The organism is Dactylosporangium sp. NBC_01737, assembly GCF_035963215.1.
Taxonomy (GTDB): Bacteria; Actinomycetota; Actinomycetes; order Mycobacteriales; family Micromonosporaceae; genus Dactylosporangium.
In genome coordinates this window covers 12,169,223-12,187,045 of sequence record NZ_CP109153.1, presented here as the reverse complement: position 1 = coordinate 12,187,045, position 17,823 = coordinate 12,169,223, and the positions used below count along the sequence as shown (strand labels likewise).

Annotated in this window: 18 protein-coding genes and 2 pseudogenes; 6 read left to right on the top strand and 14 right to left on the bottom strand. The window is 68.3% G+C overall.

What is annotated here, in order from left to right; genetic code table 11:
- The gene (locus OHA72_RS56140; RefSeq protein ID WP_327004296.1) at window positions 1–1,086 is read right to left on the bottom strand and encodes an integrase core domain-containing protein; all 1,086 of its coding nucleotides are present in this window, start codon (window positions 1,084–1,086) and stop codon (window positions 1–3) included.
- 245 nt (window positions 1,087–1,331) lie between these two features.
- Between OHA72_RS56140 and OHA72_RS56135 the strand changes: the two genes are divergently transcribed.
- Window positions 1,332–1,637 (top strand): hypothetical protein, encoded by a 306-nt coding sequence (locus OHA72_RS56135; protein ID WP_327004295.1) that lies wholly within the window; start codon window positions 1,332–1,334, stop codon window positions 1,635–1,637.
- A 136-nt stretch (window positions 1,638–1,773) separates the two neighbouring features.
- Here OHA72_RS56135 and OHA72_RS56130 read toward each other — a convergent pair whose 3' ends face one another.
- The 5 genes and pseudogenes from OHA72_RS56130 to OHA72_RS56110 all read right to left on the bottom strand — a co-directional run bounded on the left by OHA72_RS56130 (window position 1,774) and on the right by OHA72_RS56110 (window position 9,372).
- On the bottom strand, window positions 1,774–4,719 hold the full coding sequence (locus OHA72_RS56130; protein WP_327004294.1) for a CHAT domain-containing protein: 2,946 nt from the start codon (window positions 4,717–4,719) through the stop codon (window positions 1,774–1,776).
- Window positions 4,720–5,170: 451 nt separating this feature from the next.
- Window positions 5,171–5,395, bottom strand: coding sequence for a hypothetical protein (locus tag OHA72_RS56125; RefSeq protein WP_327004293.1), 225 nt, complete (start codon window positions 5,393–5,395; stop codon window positions 5,171–5,173).
- 312 nt (window positions 5,396–5,707) lie between these two features.
- A pseudogene (locus OHA72_RS56120) lies at window positions 5,708–6,606 on the bottom strand (site-specific integrase); the annotation flags it as partial.
- 321 nt (window positions 6,607–6,927) lie between these two features.
- On the bottom strand, window positions 6,928–8,421 hold the full coding sequence (locus OHA72_RS56115; RefSeq protein WP_327004292.1) for an MFS transporter: 1,494 nt from the start codon (window positions 8,419–8,421) through the stop codon (window positions 6,928–6,930).
- Window positions 8,422–8,469: 48 nt separating this feature from the next.
- Complete coding sequence (locus tag OHA72_RS56110; RefSeq protein ID WP_442788441.1) at window positions 8,470–9,372, bottom strand: NADP-dependent oxidoreductase; 903 nt, start codon at window positions 9,370–9,372, stop codon at window positions 8,470–8,472.
- 146 nt (window positions 9,373–9,518) lie between these two features.
- Between OHA72_RS56110 and OHA72_RS56105 the strand changes: the two genes are divergently transcribed.
- The 3 genes and pseudogenes from OHA72_RS56105 (at window position 9,519) to OHA72_RS56100 (ending at window position 10,555) form a co-directional block, all read left to right on the top strand.
- On the top strand, window positions 9,519–10,133 hold the full coding sequence (locus tag OHA72_RS56105) for a TetR/AcrR family transcriptional regulator (protein WP_327004290.1): 615 nt from the start codon (window positions 9,519–9,521) through the stop codon (window positions 10,131–10,133).
- Window positions 10,118–10,240 (top strand): annotated as a pseudogene (locus OHA72_RS65360) (hypothetical protein); the annotation flags it as partial. The gene OHA72_RS56105 and the pseudogene OHA72_RS65360, both read left to right, overlap by 16 nt.
- Before the next feature lie 30 nt (window positions 10,241–10,270).
- Complete coding sequence (locus OHA72_RS56100) at window positions 10,271–10,555, top strand: hypothetical protein (RefSeq protein WP_327004289.1); 285 nt, start codon at window positions 10,271–10,273, stop codon at window positions 10,553–10,555.
- A 61-nt stretch (window positions 10,556–10,616) separates the two neighbouring features.
- Here the strand turns inward: OHA72_RS56100 and OHA72_RS56095 are convergent, their stop codons facing one another.
- Window positions 10,617–10,943, bottom strand: coding sequence for a DUF998 domain-containing protein (locus tag OHA72_RS56095; RefSeq protein ID WP_327004288.1), 327 nt, complete (start codon window positions 10,941–10,943; stop codon window positions 10,617–10,619).
- Between the two features lie 399 nt (window positions 10,944–11,342).
- Window positions 11,343–11,558, bottom strand: a complete 216-nt coding sequence (locus OHA72_RS56090; protein ID WP_327004287.1) for a hypothetical protein — start codon at window positions 11,556–11,558, stop codon at window positions 11,343–11,345.
- Window positions 11,559–12,028: 470 nt separating this feature from the next.
- Here OHA72_RS56090 and OHA72_RS56085 point away from each other — a divergent pair, with 470 nt between their 5' ends.
- Window positions 12,029–12,379, top strand: coding sequence for a transposase family protein (locus tag OHA72_RS56085; RefSeq protein WP_327004286.1), 351 nt, complete (start codon window positions 12,029–12,031; stop codon window positions 12,377–12,379).
- On the opposite strand, the gene OHA72_RS56080 is transcribed toward OHA72_RS56085, so the two are convergent.
- The 6 genes from OHA72_RS56080 to OHA72_RS56055 all read right to left on the bottom strand — a co-directional run bounded on the left by OHA72_RS56080 (window position 12,355) and on the right by OHA72_RS56055 (window position 17,643).
- On the bottom strand, window positions 12,355–13,014 hold the full coding sequence (locus tag OHA72_RS56080) for a response regulator (RefSeq protein WP_327004285.1): 660 nt from the start codon (window positions 13,012–13,014) through the stop codon (window positions 12,355–12,357). The genes OHA72_RS56085 and OHA72_RS56080 overlap by 25 nt on opposite strands.
- A complete protein-coding gene (locus OHA72_RS56075; protein ID WP_327004284.1) occupies window positions 13,011–14,186 on the bottom strand; it encodes a sensor histidine kinase in 1,176 nt (391 codons plus the stop codon). The genes OHA72_RS56080 and OHA72_RS56075 overlap by 4 nt, the downstream gene beginning before the upstream one ends.
- Window positions 14,183–15,016, bottom strand: a complete 834-nt coding sequence (locus OHA72_RS56070; protein ID WP_327004283.1) for a CPBP family intramembrane glutamic endopeptidase — start codon at window positions 15,014–15,016, stop codon at window positions 14,183–14,185. The genes OHA72_RS56075 and OHA72_RS56070 overlap by 4 nt, the downstream gene beginning before the upstream one ends.
- A 1,289-nt stretch (window positions 15,017–16,305) precedes the next feature.
- Window positions 16,306–16,899 (bottom strand): IS630 family transposase, encoded by a 594-nt coding sequence (locus tag OHA72_RS56065; RefSeq protein ID WP_327004282.1) that lies wholly within the window; start codon window positions 16,897–16,899, stop codon window positions 16,306–16,308.
- The gene (locus OHA72_RS56060) at window positions 16,830–17,369 is read right to left on the bottom strand and encodes a winged helix-turn-helix domain-containing protein (protein ID WP_327004281.1); all 540 of its coding nucleotides are present in this window, start codon (window positions 17,367–17,369) and stop codon (window positions 16,830–16,832) included. The genes OHA72_RS56065 and OHA72_RS56060 overlap by 70 nt, the downstream gene beginning before the upstream one ends.
- Window positions 17,370–17,454: 85 nt before the next feature.
- Window positions 17,455–17,643, bottom strand: coding sequence for a hypothetical protein (locus OHA72_RS56055; RefSeq protein WP_327004280.1), 189 nt, complete (start codon window positions 17,641–17,643; stop codon window positions 17,455–17,457).
- A 43-nt stretch (window positions 17,644–17,686) separates the two neighbouring features.
- On the opposite strand from OHA72_RS56055, the gene OHA72_RS56050 reads away from it, so the two are divergent.
- Window positions 17,687–17,821: a hypothetical protein gene (locus OHA72_RS56050; protein WP_327004279.1), complete on the top strand. Its 135-nt coding sequence runs from the start codon at window positions 17,687–17,689 to the stop codon at window positions 17,819–17,821.
- Window positions 17,822–17,823: the final 2 nt, after the last annotated feature.

Below are 17,823 nucleotides of genomic sequence, written 5' to 3'. Positions count from 1 at the left end.
CTACGCGGCCTGCGTGTATTCGTTGATCAGCCCGCCGAGGATCGGGCGTCGTTGGACCCGGGCGACGGTGAGGTCAACGACCTGCGGCGGCGGGTTCGGTGGTCGCTGGCCGAGTGATCGGTGTGGTCGGCGGCCGTTGTAATGCTCGGTGTACTCGGTCAAGACGCTCGCCAGGTGCCGTTCGCCGGCGATGAGCATCCGGTCGGTGCACTCCCGCCGTACGGTGCCGACCCAGCGCTCCGCGAAAGCGTTCGCCATCGGAGCCTGTGGCGGTGTTCGAATTACGTCGATACCCGCGGCGGTGAAGACCGTGTCGAAGGCCGTGGTGAACTTCGTGTCGCGATCGCGGAGCAGGAACCGGAGCCCGTCGGCCCGTTGGTCGAGATTCATGAGCAGATTCCTGGCCTGCTGCGCCACCCAGGCACCGGTCGGGTGCGCGGTGACTCCGATGATGTGGACCTGGCGGGTGGCCAACTCGATGAAGAACAGCACGTAGATCCGCTTCAGGAGCACGGTGTCGACCGTGAAGAAGTCGCAGGCGAGGATCGTGTGGGCCTGGGCGGTGAGGAACTGTCGCCAGGTCGGTCCGGCTCGGCGTGGTGCTGGGTCGACGCCGGCGTGATGCAGGATCTTCCAGACGGTGCTGGCCGCGATCTGGTAGCCCAGACCGGTCAGCTCGCCCTGCACTCGTCGATGGCCCCAGGTCCGGTTCTCCGCTGCCAGGCGGAGCACCAGCTCGCGGATCTCCCGGTCGACGGGTGGCCGGCCGGGTCGCGCGTGTGGGTAGGTCCATTGTCGGGCAATCAACTGCTGGTGCCAGCGCAGCAGGGTCGCGGGGGTGACGAAGAACGTCGCCCAGCGTTGCCGGGGCAGCAGCCGTGACAACGCCGCCAACACCACCCGGTCAGCGGGCTGGAGATCGGGTCGGTGCACCTGTCGGCGCAGCACCGCCACCTGATGCCGCAAGACCAGCAGTTCGACGTCCTTCGCGCCGCCGTCTCGGGCGAGTTGGGTCAGCATCTGCAGGAGCTGACGCAGGAGCAGGTACACCAGCGAGGCCGCCATGTCCTGGATCGTCCTCGCCATCGTTGGGCGAACCTCGCACAAAGTCGCACGTCACAGCCACCGAACCGAATTTACGAGCCCGACAAGTCAGATGCTGGTCACAGCCTTGATCGGGTTGACTTCGCGTGCCAGATTTCGGATGTTTCGACATGTTACGTCGTCCACAATGGACCGAACGCGATCACACCAGAATGCGGTTTGGAACGGCCCATTGAAGACGAGTGCCGCCGTTGTCCGCCCTGTCATGTCGGGCGGCTGGCTGTCCAGTGACGGGCGCGGTCGTCCCAGCACAGCTCAGTATCTGGCCCGTACGCGTCCATTTGGATCTTGAGCAATGCCTCGACAGCTCGGGAATCAACCCTCTGGTCGATTACGACGGTGACGTCGCTCGCCTCGTCGACGAGTCGGATCTCCACCGGATCGCCTTGGGATCCGGAACTGGCTTCTCTGCGGAGACGATCTACGACGGCCACGAGCCGGTTAGCGGACTCGGTACCGAATTGCTGGAGCATACCGTTGAGCAACGGGACGAGTGCGCCTGCGAGTACCGCACACACCACGGCTACATCTGATCCTCGTGTTGCGCCTACCACCCGTGTGTGGACACCCGTCTGGGTGGTGACAAACGCTGCTAGATCCGGGGATGCCGAGACCGGAAGTTCGACAGTCAGCCTGTCAGCCATGTAGTTCCACTCCTAGTGAGTTCTCTCATGCACCGGTCAGGGCGAGCGGTGCCCAGTCGTGCGGGTGGTCGAACGGTCTGGACTTGGTCCATTCCGGCGAGTCACGGGCGGGCAGTCCTCCGCGCGGGTCGAGCGTGCCCGGCAAGTACGCATCGAGGTCGGCGTACGTGGCCGTACGCAACCACCGTTGGGCTGTGGCAAGTGCATTCACGGGCGCCAGCCCTCGTCCCCGCCACAGGTCGTAGAACCGGGACGAGAGGAAGACCGACGACTCGTCGCCGACACTCCAGTGGGATGCCACGACCCCGGTCATCCCGACCTGGAGGAGTCCACCGGGCAAACCCATTGACTCGTCCGGCAGGTCGCGACTGGGCCGGTGGCTGTGGCAGGCGGACAGAAATGCCAGCCGGCCCGGCCGGTCGGGTAGCCGGAGCAGTTGCCGCAGGGTGAGCCGACCCCCGTCAACGAGAAGTGCACTGTCGAGGATCCGATCCGGGTATGCCTCGCAGTGACACGCGAAGTGCCACACCTGGTGTGCCGGTAGGGCCGACAGTAGAGCCTGGTACGTCGCGTCTGGGAGCGGTGTCGCCCTTGCCCTTGCCGCGGCCCAGCGTCCAGCAGCAGCTCTGGCCTCGGCGTCCGCGTAGGGCAGGGGTCGTCGGGGGTCACCGGCCGACGCGGCGGCCGCCAGCAACCGGAGATCCTGTCGGTCCAACGCGGCAGCGCGTTTGAGGACCGTGGAAAGGGACCGCGCATTGGGCGCGTACCGGACGATCACCGAGTCGCTGACGAAGGACCAGTTCTGGGGTGCCTGCGTGGGTTCGGCAGGGCCGCCTGCGGCATGTACCGGCAGCAGGCCCAGCACACCTACCGGAATCACGGTGACAACGGCACCCGCCGGCAGCTGCCCGACCAGATCGGAGATGCCGTTCTTCCACAGCCAGCGCAACGTCCGGCATACCGACTGCCGGTCAGTGCCGGCCAGAAAGCGGTCCACCGCCATCGCGGCACGCGGGCGGGTCAGCCCCGGCAGCAAGCAAAAGTCTGGATCGGCCTCACCAGTCACGATCAGGGCGTAGCCCATCCGGTCGGCCGCAGCCAGATAGACGATTGGGCCGGCCGCCGCGGCAGCTCCGATTTCCGGGTAGGTAGCCGGGGCGTCTGCGAATCGCGTACCGGCGAGCCGGTCGATCTGTCCCAGCACCTGTTCGTACTCGGCTCGGGCCCGCTGCCGGGCCGCCGCGGTGGCCGCGGATGTGCCATGGCCGGCCCGCTCGGCCTCGCGCAGGGCTGTCACCGCACGTGAATACCGGTCGAGAAGCTCGACACCGCCCGGCAGTTTCGCGACGTCAGCGAGGTCGTCACGGTCCCGCAAGAGTACATCCGTGATCGACACCGCTCGACCGAGTTCGATGGCGACGACCGCGTCGCGACGGCGCCCCGCCTGCGTCAACCAGTACCCGGCCTCTTCTACCGTGCTCTGCACGCCCCGGAGCAGACGATCACGCTCCGAGGGAAGGTAGCGCGCCGCGACGACCCGCGGAATCAGCGACATCACGTGGTGATACGCCTCGGCCGCCGACGAGGCATCGGCGACCTGGACTGCCCAGTCGACCCACCGTCGGCCGACCCGCAACATGGCCGACACCGAGGCGTGCGTCGAATGATGCGCGGCAGTGCGCCAGGCGGCACATGTTTCGGTCAGATCCGTCCGGCCGCTGGCAGCCTTCCCACGCGTGGTGAGTGCCTCGGCCATCGTCTCCCACGCCTCCGCACGCAACGACGGCGGGCCATGCCGGGCGATCCGCCGGCCCAATGCGAGCGCATGGGCAAGGTCCTGGTCAGCCGTCGGCCCAGGTAGGCCGGCGCGACGGACAAGCAACCGCGCGAGAGCCAGGTCGGCCGGCGCCCGGCGCGACAACAGCGGCCCAGCCAGCCGTTGAGCCTCCTGACAACGGCTGATTCCGTGGTCGAGATCACCTGGCCACCGGTTGCGTAGGGCGATGCTGTGCCCGAGTCGGGCTAGCAGCACAGGATGAAGCGAGCGGCTGCGTGGCACGGTCACGGCAACGGCCCGACGGAGCAGCGTGATCGCAGCATCGGTGTGCGCGTCAGCCTGCCGCTTCGTCGTCGCCCGCTCTGCGAGCACGAGACGGTACTCCGCTGTGTCCCGGTCGACGCGTGCCGGCGCATCCGTACCATCCGGTATCCGGGCCGCAGCCAACGTCAATGCCCGTAGCGCCTCCTCAAATCCGGCCAGGTCACCGAACTTGTCAACTTTGATCCTTATCGCGGTCACGAGTTCCTCCGCTGCGCTAAGACCAAGCAACGGGTCGACCGGACCATCGGCGAGAACCGCCTGCAACCCGTCCGTAGCAGCCACAAGCTCGGCGGAGGATCCGAGCGCGGCCGACAGCGCGAGCCGGGCTCTGGCGGCGTTCACCTCCGCCGTTCGGCGTGCTTCCGGGGACAGCCGCTGCCGGAGCGCCCGTTCCGCCGCCTTCAGCATTTGCCGTGCGTCCGCCGGGTTCATCAATGGTCGAGACATCGTCGACAACGAGGACGCGGCGTCGTGGCGGACCCGGGGCAGCGCCACAACATACGCACCGGCCGACAGCACGACGCTCGCCGGCAGCGCCGGCAATGGGCCGGACGCAAGATCCGGATAGAGCAACACACCGACGCCGGCGCCGAGTGCCAGGGCTATCGCATGTTGCATCCACCGCCGTGGCCGGTAGCCACGCAAAAAGATGACCATCAGCATGGTCGAGTACATGACGACGCCGGAGGCAGCCACGGCACCAACCCCGGCCGCGTACTGCCCGGGCAGGTACCTCGTTCGCGTCGTCACGAACGTGGCCGCCGCTGCGCCAAGAATCAAAGCCCACAGCGCGGCGAGAAACGCACTCCGGGCAAATTTGCGACCGGCGAAGGATCCGGGCGACCTGATTGGCGTGATCAACGCGACCACCGCTTCTGAGGTAGGAGCTGTTGTGGTTGATGAACACAGCCGTCAGGCCTCCGTGCGCGCCGAGGCTCATCCGCTATTCCTGGACGGTGGCCCAGGATCCCGGCGCCGTGCCAGTGACTAATGGCCGGCTTCGCGAGACCACACCGCTGAGTACAGGGACGATTCGGAGAATTCTCGGTGTGACGGACCACGATCAGGCTCCGGATAGTTTGCATCAGGCAGCGTTACCTTCGGGGACGTCGTGATCTTCTGGCGCGTTGATCGACCTCGCCCGGGGATAGACTGACGTCCGAGCGGCAGAGCCAATTTCATGGTCACCTCTCCCGTCGACTGCCTGTACGACGCACCCTTGAGCCTGTTGGTCGAATACGTCTACAATGCGCGCTTCTGCGGTGGCCCTGTCGCGATGCGGTGGATTCGAGGTGCACGCATCCAGCGTTGGCCGCTGTAGTTAGAGCGCTTCGATGAAGCGCATCCGGGAGTAGTGGCCACCGGTCAATGAACCCCACGGCTCGATGTTGGCTTTACTGGCGAAGTCGATGGCGGTCGTGGCTAGACTCCGGTCACCCGACCTCATCAGGACCTCGACCTGGTCCAACCACCATGTCCAAAGTTCACCCGGCGGCGCCTGGTTGGCGTAGATGCGGTGCAGTTGAAGCACCGCTCCGTAGTCCATGTCTACTGTGGCCCTACGGAGGAGCTCCTTGACCAAAGCATCAGTCAGTGGCGGAGCCTTCGGCTTCTGGCGAAAAAGACCCACGTCTACCTCCACAGCTATGCGCGCGTGCCTATTCGAAATGACAGCGCATATGGAGCGGTTCCATCTTGGCCACTATACGTAAGCACCTGACTCCTAACAGGTCAACGCGGCTCGTTGAAACTAGCCGACCGGGATCGCCTTCTGACCGAATGGGCGTATCGGCGATCATAAAGTCCCGGGTTGTCCTGTCGCTGATCCTATCGGCTGGCGCTGATGCCCCTATGTTTTCACGGTGTGCCGGTCCAGGGCGACGGGCCGCCGTCCGGCGGCGGTCTTCGGCTCGCCTTCAACGACCTGGTAGCCGGCGGTGGTGCGGTTGCGGATCACGAACAGCACGCCGTGCTCGAGGTCGAGCTCGAACCAGCGCAGTCCGCATGCCTCACCGCGGCGCAGGCCACGCAGCGCGGTCAGCCACCAGAGCGCGAACAAGGCGTCGTCGGTGACCGTGTTTGAGGAAGGTGGCGAGTTGGTCGGCGGTCCACACCGCCACCGAAGGTCGTTCGCCGGTGCGTTCCCACTCCTCGACCCGGCCATCGGTCCATACCTTCGCGTCGGGTTGCGGTAGGCGGGGACCTCGATGTGCCGGGCCGGGTTCGCGGCGATGACGCCTTCGCGGACGGCGAGGTTGAGCGCGGCCCGCAGCATGGTGCGTAGGTGCTGCATAGCGGAGGCGGACTGCGGCTGGCCCTTGGTTGTTCGTGGTCCGGGCGATCTCGGCAAAGACGGCGCGGAGCCGTCGGGCGTCGAGGTCGGCCAGGCACAGCCGGCCGAGGTGGAGATGAGGACGCGTTCGACGTCGCGGGTGTAGTGCAGCTTCGTGGTCGGCCGGATGCTGGTGTGGCTGGCGAGCCAGTACCGCAGCCATCGCTCCACCGTCCACGACCGGGCGGTGCGGTCCTCGCCGGCAGTGGCCAGCCACTCGTCCCGGGCCCCGGCGGGCAGCTGCCTGCGACGGGTAGCCACCCCGGCGGGCGCGTTTCCGGACGGCCGAGGAGGTTCGTGACGGAGCAGTGAAAGTACCAACTGCCGTGTCCGCGTTCCGTGAGGCGGGGACACGAGCGTTCCAGCCGACGCCCGGCGTCGTTACCGCACCCGCATCGTTTGAAGATCACACCTGTGTTCGCCATGGCCGTGCCCTTCTCCTCACCCGTCCTGGCATCCAGGGTGAGCGCAATACAGGCAGGCAGACGTCACCCAAACGAGCGACGGATCCGACATGGGCGCCGAGCACATTGCGGCGTGTGTGGTGGGTTGGTGGTGAGGGCAACCGGTGGCAGCGTGCCGGCCGGCGACGGCCTGGCCCGGCTGACCCGCGGCCTGGGTTCGCGGCACTCCCCGGACGTCGCCGCGGTCGAGGCCCGGCTGGCGGTGATACGGCGCCCACGCGTCGTGCACGGCGATCCCGGCGAAGACCGGCAGAGCGGTTCTTCTCCCTCGATGAGTCCTGTCTACCCGCCGATGACGTCGGCGTTCGGCGTGCTTGTCTGGCTGTCTGCGGCGCGTCGCGTGCGGACGGTCCCCCAGGCGACCAGCGTTGCGGCCACGACGGTGAGTGTGAGGCCCGCGACCGAGACTGCGTCGCGGAACTGCATGGTCTGCTGCGTGCTCCAGTTCGATGTGGCGATGTCGCCGGTGAAGATCGCCGCGAGGATGGTACCGGTAACGGCGACGCCGACGCCGGTGGCCACCTCCGAAGCAGTGTCGACGAGCGCCGCGCCGATCGACGTCCGGTTCTCCGGCAGACCGCGCAGCACGTTCGTCCCGGCGACAACGCCGTTCACGCGAATCCCAGCGGCCACGAGGACGAGCGCGATCGCGATCCACAGGTATCCGAAGCGTCCCAGCACGGCGTAGGCGGCGAGCCCGACCACGACCGCCGCGGCACTGATCCAGGCGGCCCGGTCCAAACCGACCCGTTGCACGAACGGATTGACGAACGCGCCACCCGCGACGAGGACGACGACCTGCGGCAGCATGCCGGTGGCCGCGTGTGCGGGCGACCACCCCCAGTCGAGCTGCAGCTGCAACGTGACCATGTAACCCATACCGGCGACCGCCAATCCGGACGCGGTTTTGTAGGCCAGGCCGCTCGACACCAGCGGGCGAGCAACGAGCTTGAGATCGAGGAGTGGGTAACGCGCCGAGCGCTCACGCAGGACGAAAAGAGTCGCGCCCGCGACGGCCGCGGCGGTGGCCGTCCACGGCGCCCACGAGCCGGAGCCTTCGTTCACGAACAGTGTCGGAACAACGAGCGCGAGAACGATCGTCACGGTGCCCAGCACCGCTCCGGGAACATCCACGGGGTCGCGGTGCAATTCGGCGGCAACGTCCGCGGCGATGCCTTTGCGCACGCCGATGATCGCGAGTACCGCGATCGGCACGTTCACCAGCAGCAGGACCTGCCACGGCGCGATCGCGAGGACGAAGCCGCCCACTGTCGGGCCTATCGCGAGCCCGATCAGACCGACGGTCGAGATGAGGGTCATCGCACGGACGCGCAGACCGTCTTCGGAGAAGAGGCGGAAGGCCAGGGCCATCGAACCCGGGGTCGTCATTGCCGCCGCGACCCCCATGGCCGCGCGCACGGCGATGAGCTGCTCCGCGGTGGTGACCAGAGCGGTCGCCAGGCTCGCGGCGCCGAGCAGGATCAGGCCGATGAGCATGATCCGTCGTCGGCCGAACCGGTCGGCGATCGCGCCGAACGCCAGCATCAGCCCGCCGAATACGACCGCGTACGCGCCCGTCACCCACTGCAACCCGGTGGTCGAAGCGTGCAACTCTCGGCCGATTGTCGGCAACGCGACGTTCAAGATCGAGTTGTCCAGCATCTCGAAGAGAAACACCGCGGACAGCCCAGCCAGAGCCACCCACGCCGCCCGCAACGACTGGGGCGCACCGATCGCTGGTTGTTCGAGTACGTCGTCGTGAGGCTGAGCAGTCATGAGCGCTCCTTACGGAGGGATACGGAGGGAGTGGTGGTGTGAGGAGTCTCAGCCGATCAGCAGAACGAGTTTTCCCCGCCCGTGGCCCTGCTCGCCGACGCGGTGCGCCTCGGCGATCTCGGCGAGCAGGAAGGTCCGCACAACTGGGGGCTCGAAGCGCCCGGACTCGATCAGCTCGCCGATTTCGGCGAGCGCGTGCAGCGCGCGGCCGGAGTCGCCCCGGCTGAACGTCACTGCGTACTTCTGCGCGCCCTCGAAGTCCGCGACCGTCAGGACGTGCTCCGCGCCCCCGGCGAGTTCGATGAGTTCGGGCAGGATGCCGCTGCCGGCGACGTCGAGTGCGAGGTCGACGCCCTTGGGGGCGAGCTCCCGTACCCGCCCGGTGAGGCCCTCGCCGTAGGTGACGGGCTCGGCTCCCAGCGAGCGCAGGTAGTCGTGGTTGGCCGCGCCGGCGGTGCCGATCACGCGCGCACCACGCGCCACGGCGAACTGAACCGCCGCGCTGCCGACGCTGCCGGACGCGCCGTTGATCAGCAGCGTGCTGCCGCTGGCGACGCCGAGTTGGTCGAGCGCACGCATGGCCGTCTCAATGGCGGCAGGCAGCGCAGCGGCGGCCGGGAAGTCGAGCGACGGGGGGATTGGCGCATAGGCCGACAACACCGCCAACTCGGCCTGGGCCGCGCCGTCGCCGCAGACGCCGAACACGCGATCGCCGATGGTCGCGTCCGTGACGCCCTCGCCGAGTTCGTCGACGACCCCGGCCGCCTCGTAGCCCAGGGTCTGCGGGAGCTCCGGATCCATCAGGCCCTTGCGCTTCGTCCAGTCACTCAGGCTGACCCCGGCGGCGCGCACCGCGATCCGGACCTGCCTCGGCCCCGGATGCGGCTCCGGAAGATCCACGATCTCGAGGACCTCTGGACCCCCGAACTGGCTGAAACGGGCTGCCCTCATCATGTGCTCCGCTCTCGACCCTGGGGTCGCTCTGCCTGGCTGAATTCGGAAGGCGGAGATCAGCTCGATCTCTGGACCGCACCGTGCATGGAGTCTGCCACAAAATTGTTGTCCACCACAAAAATGTGGCTTGATACACTCTCGGGGTGGCCAAACCCGGACTTCGTGAGCTGAAGAAGGCGCGCACCCGCCGTCTCATCGCCGATACCGCGGCCCGGCTGTTCGCCGAGCGGGGCTACGAGCGGGTGACGGTCAGCGAGATCGCGCGCGCGGCCGAGGTGGCGGAGCAGACGCTCTACAACTACTTCCCGACGAAGGAACAGCTGGTCACCGACCGCGAAGAGCAGATACAGCAGCAGCTGGACGACCTGATCCGCTCCCGGCCGGCGGGGACCAGCCCGGCCGCCGCCATCCGCGATTTCGTCCTGCAGACCGTGTCGGCCATCCGCGACACGCAGCCGGAGATCGCCCGCGGCACGCTCGGCTACCTGGCGGTCATCAGCCCCACGGTCAACCGACTGGCCCTGGAGCTGACCGACCGTCAGGCCACCGCGCTCGCCGCCGCCATCGGCGACACGAGCCCGATCACCCCGGACATCGCCCGCCTGCAGGGCATCGCGCTGGCCGGCGTGTTCCAGATCATCATCAGCGAATCGGGCCGCCGCGCCCGCGAAGGTCAGACCCCGGCCGAGATAGCCGACGCGCTCCGCCCGCAGATCGAGAACATCCTCGCCGAACTGGACCGCTGGCTCACCCGATAACCGCCTTACGGTCGGGCGCCGCGAGTACAAAAGGCGCCACTCGGAAGGCGCTGGCCGATGCGGCGCTGGAGCTGTTTCTGGAGCGAGGCTTCGACCAGGTCGGCGTCAAGGAAGTTGCGGACGCCGCGGATGTGTCGGTGACCACGTTGCGAACACCGCGACGGGCATGGGCCCGACACGAAGCGGCCGTCGCCTCGGCAATCGCTGCGGAGATCAGAGCCCCCGACGGTGACGCCGCCTGCGCCGCGATCGTCCATTTCTCCTTGGAGGCCGTACTGCTTGCGCAGAACCTCGGCCCCGGCTCGCTGGACCAGATCTTCAGCCTGATCGAACACGGATGGGAAGCGGCAAGTCGCGATACGACCCGCAACAGGCGCGGCCTATTTAGCGCATGCGCTGCTGAAGAGGCTTCCCGCAACTAGGCCCCGAATGCTCGCGGATCGTAGGGATGTGAACGCGTCCGCCGTGTTCGTACGACGGCCGTCAGGACGTGCCTCGGGTCCGTCGGAGGATCCCGACCGCGAGCACCGCGAGCGTGGCGGCGCCCGTGGCGGCGACCAGGCGCTCGAACAGGCCGGCGTAGCCCGCCTCCTGCGTCAGCACGCTGGCCACCGCGAAAGCGGTGATCAGGACTGCCGTCCAGCGCGTCGGGCGCACCCAGCCCTCCCAGCCGTATGTGCGGCGCATCGCGGCGGCCAGGAAGAATGCGGCGATCACGAGTAGCAGGAGGCCGATCGAGCTGATGGCGTTGTCAAGCTGTCCGCCCGTGTTGGACAGCTGTTGCGTGGCGGTGCATCCCGGGTCGGCCATCCGGCAGGCCAGCCTCTCGGCGGGAGAGAGAGCAGGTCGCCGAGCCCGACGACGGACAGGGCAAGCAGGACGGAACCCGTCGCTGCCCTCCAGCCGCCGGTACGCAGCTCCGACCACACCGAACGCAATGCGAAGCCCATCATGGCGGCGCTGGACAACATCAGGACCACCACCAGGAACACTCCATGTGGCGCAGTGACTGCGTACATGTCGCTGATGCTGTGGTCGACGGCGCTGTAGTGCGGTCCCTGCCAGGACGCCGCGACGAGCCAGCTCGCGACGAAGACCGCCTGGGCGACCAGGCCGAGCCACGCCCATCACCGCACAGTGGCGCGCCTCCGAGACGAAGCGGCCGTCAGGTCGACGTCTGCTCTATCGAGGTCTCGCGCGCAGAGGAGGTCATCGTGATGCTCCTTCGAGGTTGTTGACGCCGAGGGAGAAGTCGAAGTTCCCCACGCCGTAGCGGGCCAAGCCCATCGTCAACACGCCCGCTCCCTCTACCCAGTGGGCCATGCTCAGGTCGCCGGTGTCCCGCGGGCGCAGTCCGAGGCTCTCGATGAACGCTGACACGCTCGCCTTGACCTGCGCATCGTCGCCGGCCAAGACCACGTCCACCGGCCGCCTTGGACCAGGACGTGGCGGAAAAGGGTGTTGAACGCCTTCACGACATGCGCACTCGCGGGCGCGGCCTCGGCCACCCTTTGCGCGATGGAAGTGTCGTGAGGGACGGCCAGCCCGGTGCCCGTGGCATTGAAGGGGTTGGTGATGTCGACGATGATTTTACCGGCCAGCGCGTCCCCAACTCGCGGACGGCCGGCACGGCGCTGTCGAACAGCACCGCGAGGATGACGATCTCGCCGGCCGGGGCGGCACCGAATGGCCCGGCCGTGGCGCCACCGCCCAGAGCCTTGGGTGGCCTCTATGGAGGCGGGGCCCCATAGGTGGTCATGGAGTTCTCGACGCTCCCAGACACCTTGAGGACCTCACCCGCGATGTCAGCATGCCCGATCTCGGTACTGTCCGCAGTCACCACCCCCACCAACACGACCCCGCGTGCTGTAACCGACGGTGAACAAGGCGGGCTCTTGCACGCGTTATCCGCGGTCCCGGACCCCCGCACCGCCCGCGGCGTGCGCTACCCCTTGGCTGGGCTGCTGACGGCCGCGGTGTGTGCGGTCATGGCCGGCGCGTCGTCATTCACCGCGATCGCCGACTGGCTCCACGACCTCGACGACATCGCCCGAGCCCGGCTCGGGTTCATCCGCAGAATCCCGGCAACCACGACCATGTGGCGGCTGCTGACCCGCCTGGACGCCGACAACCTGGCAACGATCCTGGCCGGCTGGCTACGCACCCGGGTCCAGCCGCCAGCCGAACCCCGACCACGACGGCACCGCATCATCATCGCCCCTCAGGTCACCAGACCGTTGCGGTAGGCGTGGATCACCGCCTGCACGCGGTCCCGCAGGCCGAGCTTGGCCAGGATGCGCGACACGTACGTCTTGACGGTCTCGTGGCTGATCACCAGCGTCGCGGCGATCTCACTGTTCGACAGGCCGTTGGCGATGAGCCGCAGCACCTCGAGCTCGCGCGGCGTCAGCGCGGTGTCGGCGGCCGCGCTCTCGGCGGGGCGGATCCGCGCCGCGTACCTGCCGACGAGCTTCCGGGTCACCTCGGGAGCCAGTAGCGCGGCCCCGCTCGCGACCGTGCGGATGCCGTGCAGCAGCTGCGCCGCCGGGGCGTCCTTGAGCAGGAACCCGCTGGCTCCCGCGCGCAGCGCCTCGTAGACGTACTCGTCGAGGTTGAACGTCGTCACCACGAGCACCTTGACCGGGTGCGCGACCCCGACGCCGGCGAGCAGGCGGGTCGCCTCGATGCCATCGAGCACCGGCATCCGGACGTCCATCACCACGACGTCCGGGTTCAGCCGGCCGGCGAGGTCGACGGCAGCCCGCCCGTCCCCGCTCTCGCCGACCACCTCGAGGTCGGGCTGGGCGTTGATGATCGTCGTGAACCCGGTGCGGATCAGCGCCTGGTCGTCGCACACCAGGACCCGGATCGGCGCACTCATGCCCGGCTCCCGGTAGGGATGCGCGCCCGGACGACGAATCTGCCGTCGGCCTCGCGGTCCGCGTCGAACTCGCCGCCCAGGGCGTTCACCCGTTCGCGGAGCCCGACGAGCCCCCGGCCGCTCCCGCCGGGTGAGCGAGGGCGGGCCCCGCCGAGGGCCTGCTCAGGTCCGGTCCCGGCAGTGCTGATCTCCACGGTGATCTCCCGTTCGTCGTAGCGCACGCCGACCGCCGTCGAGCTGCCGTGTGCATGCTTGAGGGCGTTGGTCAGGGCCTCCTGCACCACGCGGTAGGCGACCAGCTCGGCGCTCCCGGCCGACTCCGACGGGGTGCCATCCTCGGTGAGCTCCACCAGCTGCCCGGCCCGGCGGGTCTGCTCGACGAGCGTGTGCAACTCCCGGAGGGACGGCGTCCGGGCGGCGACGTCGTGGCCCGGGTCGAGCAGGTCCAGGAGGTTCCGGAGGTCGCCGATCGCCCGCCGGCCCGTGTCGGTGACGGCGTTCAGCGTCTCCTCGAGACGGTCGGGTGCGCCCGTCAGGTACCGGGCGGCCTCCGTCTGCACGACCATCGCCGTCACGTGGTGGGTCACCACGTCGTGCAGCTCGCGGGCTATGCGGACGCGTTCGGCAGTGCGGGTCTCCTCGGCGACCCGGAGGCGCCGTTCGGTCTCGGCGGCCCGGGTGGAGCGCAGCCAGGAGCCGGCGGCCCACACGAGGACCAACGCCAGGTAGAACGTCAGGTACCCGTCCGCCCGCTCGGCCCCGCCGACCAGATCGAGCACGACCGCCAGCACCACGTAGGCACCCGAGAGGAGGATCGCGACCGTGCGGCGACGACGTTCCAGGTAGGCACCCGCGCTCAGCAACGCGATAACGAGCCCGGCGCCCGCGAGCGTGTGGTAACCCCGGAGCTGATCGAGGGCGAAGCCGAGGAACACCAAGACGAGGCAGGCGGACGGCCACCGCCGGCGAACGGCGAGCGGGAAGCACTGGAGAACGATCGCGACGACGGCCAGCGCGTCGAAGGGACGGGTCGGCAGCGCGCCGACCTCCGTCCCCAGCCCGTGGTACGCCGGCACGAACGATGCGACCGCCAGCAGCAATGCGAGCGGCAGGTCTCGGACCGTGACGTCGATCTGACGCCACCGGTCCAGGACCCGCCGGAGTTCGATCACCTGGCGAGCCTAGCGGCCACGTCCGCCCGGGCCGCGCGACGGACGGGGACCACGTGACCACGCCGGTAGGCCAGCCACATGAACACGCCGGTGGCCAGCACGCCGAACACCACCGCGTAGACACTGGCCTCCGGTCCGAAGTCGCCGCCCGTGACCAGCGCGGGACCCGACAGTGTCGCGTCCAGCAGGCCCTGCGCGGTGTTGCTGCCGGACACCTCGGTGCTGAAGATGGCGCTCGCGGCGATGTTCCAGCCGAAGTGCAGACCGATCGGCAGCCACAGCTTGCGGGTGGCGATGTACGCGGCGGTCAGCATCCCGCCTGCCTCGATGGCGATAGCGACGGCACCCAACAGGGTTGCGTTCGCGTTGGCCAGGTGGATCAGGCCGAACAGGGAGCCGGTCAGCGCGAGCGCGATCCAGGTTCCGGTCCAGCGCTCGATGTTGCGGAACAGGACACCGCGGAAGACCAGTTCCTCGGTCACGGCGGCACCCGCCATGATGCCGAGCAGGGCGACGGCGTTCGCCGGCGTGCCCAGGCCGTTGATCGTGTAGTCACCGAAGAAGGCGATGTTCGCGATGACTGCCCCGAACAGCGCGACGCCGAGCAGCGTGCCCCAGCTGATCCCGGAACCTGCTCCCTTCAGCGACACCTCGACGGGGGCCCGGTGCTCGGTTCGCCGCACCACCCAGCCGTAGACCAGGACCCCGACGACGGCCGTCAGCAGACCGGCGACGAGCGCCAGCCAGGGGTTGTCCTTCACCGCAGCCGTGCCCAGATTGCCGAGGATCCATACCGCGGCAACCGCCAAGAGCTGCCATACCAGACGCACGATGACTCCTATGTGAGAATCCGCGGCGGGAGCGCTGCGGGCTACCCCAAACGGTATGGATCCAGCGGCTCGCTGTAGTCACCGCACGGTGGACATTCGCAGCTAGCTCGCACGGGGGACAGACTGGGCTGCACCGGGCGGCCCTGCCCGAGCCTCAGCAGACGCGAAGGAGAGCCGTGCCCAGCACTCTCGATCAGATCCGGGCTCATACAGACGCTCGAGCATCGACGGAGCTGGCATCGGAGACCTCTCATGCGTCGATGAGCTGTCTCGTCCCTTCCGCAGCCTGCGCGGCGAGCCCTGTCCGAGTCCGTCCCTCGTCCCGCAGACCACGGCTGTTCGCGACCCTGGTGCAGGATGGCGGGGGTGTTCGTTCGGTTGCTGTACTTGAGCGCGGTGCGGGTGTTCGGCTGGCTGCCGCAGGCTACACGGAGCGAGTCCGTGATGGTCGCGGAGCTGCTGGTGCTGCGCCACGAGGTTGCTGTACTGCGACGCCAGATCGGCCGGCCGCAGCTGTCGTGGCCGGAACGTGCGGTGTTGTCCGCGCTGGTCCGGGCATTGCCGCGAGAACTGTGGCAACACCGGATCGTCACCCCGGCGACCCTGCTGGCCTGGCACCGCCGGCTGGTTCGCCGACATTGGACCTATCCGAACCAGCAGGGACGGCCACCGATCAGCGACGAGATCCGTGACCTGGTTCTGCGCCTGGCCAGGGAGAACCCCGGCTGGGGGCATCAACGCATCCAAGATGAGCTCGTCGGGCTCGGCCACCGGGTCGGCGCCGGCACCATCCGCCGCATCCTCCCCCGACCGAGGGTCGGGCCTGCCCCGCGTGAGATCGACACCAGGTGGCGAACGTTCCTGCGCGCTCAGGCGTCCGGGCTGCTGGCGACCGACTTCTTCCATATCGACACCATCGCGCTGCGGCGGTTGTATGTGTTGTTCGTCCTGGAGGTTGCGACCCGGCGGGTGCACATTCTCGGTGTCACCGCCCACCCGACCGCGGCGTGGACCACGCAGCAAGCCCGCAACCTGGCGCTGGACCTCGGAGACCGTGTGCCACAGTTCCGGTTCCTGATCCGCGACCGCGACGCCAAGTTCACCGCATCCTTCGACGCCGTGTTCGCAGCCGAAGGCATCGACGTCGTGAAGATCCCTCCGCGCACACCTCGGGCAAACGCGTTCGCGGAGCGCTTCGTGCGCAGTGTCAGAGCCGAGTGCATGGACCGGGTCCTGATCTACAACGAGCAGCACGCCCGGACGGTGCTACTGACCTTCTGGAGTCAGGGTCAGGGTGGTTTCAGGCCGCTGGTGGTGAGGAAGCCGTGGGCGAGGGTGGGCCGGTACTGCATGGCCTTGAGTCGGTGCTTCGCGGTGCGGAGCAGGTCATGGATGGTGCCGGCGGCGAGGTTGGCCATGCTGCGTTTGAGGCTGGACCACAGGTTCTCGACCGGGTTGAGTTCGGGGGCGTAGCCGGGAAGCTGGTAGACGCGCAGCCAGGGCCGGGCAGCGATCAGGGCGCGCATCTTCGCGGACTTGTGGGCGGGTAGCCCGTCCCAGACGACGATGATCGGGCCGTCCAGGTGCTGGTGCGCGGCGTCGAGCAAAGCGGCGAAATGCTGCTCGGTGAAGCCTTTCGGTTCGCCTTTGCGGCCGCGGTGCAGCATCGTGCGGTAGATGATCCGCGGCTGCCGGCCGGCGCGGTAGGCGACGATCCCGGCCACCGAGACCCGGCGTCCGCCGCGGCCGGCGACCTTCACGACAGGTGTCTGCCCTCGCGGGGCCCAGGTCCGGGCCCGGGCTGGTCGAAGGGTCAGACCTGACTCGTCGATGAAGCAGATCCACGCGCCCAGCCTGCGCGCGACCCTTTTACCGCGGGCCACTGATGACGCCGCCAGTGCTCGATCGCCGCTTCATCGCGTTCAGCGGCGCGCTGCACCGGCTGCTGCGGCGTGAACCCGGCACGGTGCAGGATCTCCGCCACGGTAGCGATGCTGACCGTGATGTGGAACATCCGGCCGATCAGCGTGCGGACCCTGGCCAAGGTCCAGCGTTGGTCGACGTCCCAACCCGCCGCGGCCGGGCCCTCGTCGAGCTTGCGGACCAACTTGGCCACCAACTCCGCCGACAGCACCGGGTCAGGACCCGGCGCGCCCCTCGACGCGAGAGCGTGCTCACCACCACGCAGCCAGGCCCGCCGCCACGCATACGCCGACTTCGTCGACACCTCCAACGCCGCAGCGACCTGCGCACCGCTCATCCCATCAGCGAACATCCGCGCCGCCCGAAGACGAACCTGCTCACGCCGCGCACGCCCCTGCCGTCCGACCCCACCACCATCGCCGTAGCGCATGCTTCCATCAATGCACGAACACCGATCCGCCGGGAATCACTCGTATCAGTGACCTGCACCAACGAGTGACCCTGACCCCAGAAGGTCAGTAAACGACTACGAAGACCACTTCAACCGGCACCGGCCGCACCAGAGCCTGGACCAGCATCCACCAGACCACGACCCCAGCACGGTCGTCGCGATCGACAAACCGATCCGGCGACGCCGCGTCCTGAGCGGCGTCATCAACGAGTATCACCGAGCTGCCTGATCCACCTGCAAATCCCCAGCTCACAGCCCGAAACACAGTTTGGCACCGTACAGGCGGGACCCGGGTCGTGTACCGCACCGAGATCACCGGGCCGGCCGCGGCTGAGATCGGGCCGCAGCTCGGGCCGGCGATCACCGCGGACTTCCCCGACGTCGTCGCCGCGCTCGTGGAGCGGGCGCTCGACGAGCAGGTCGGGGTGTAGGC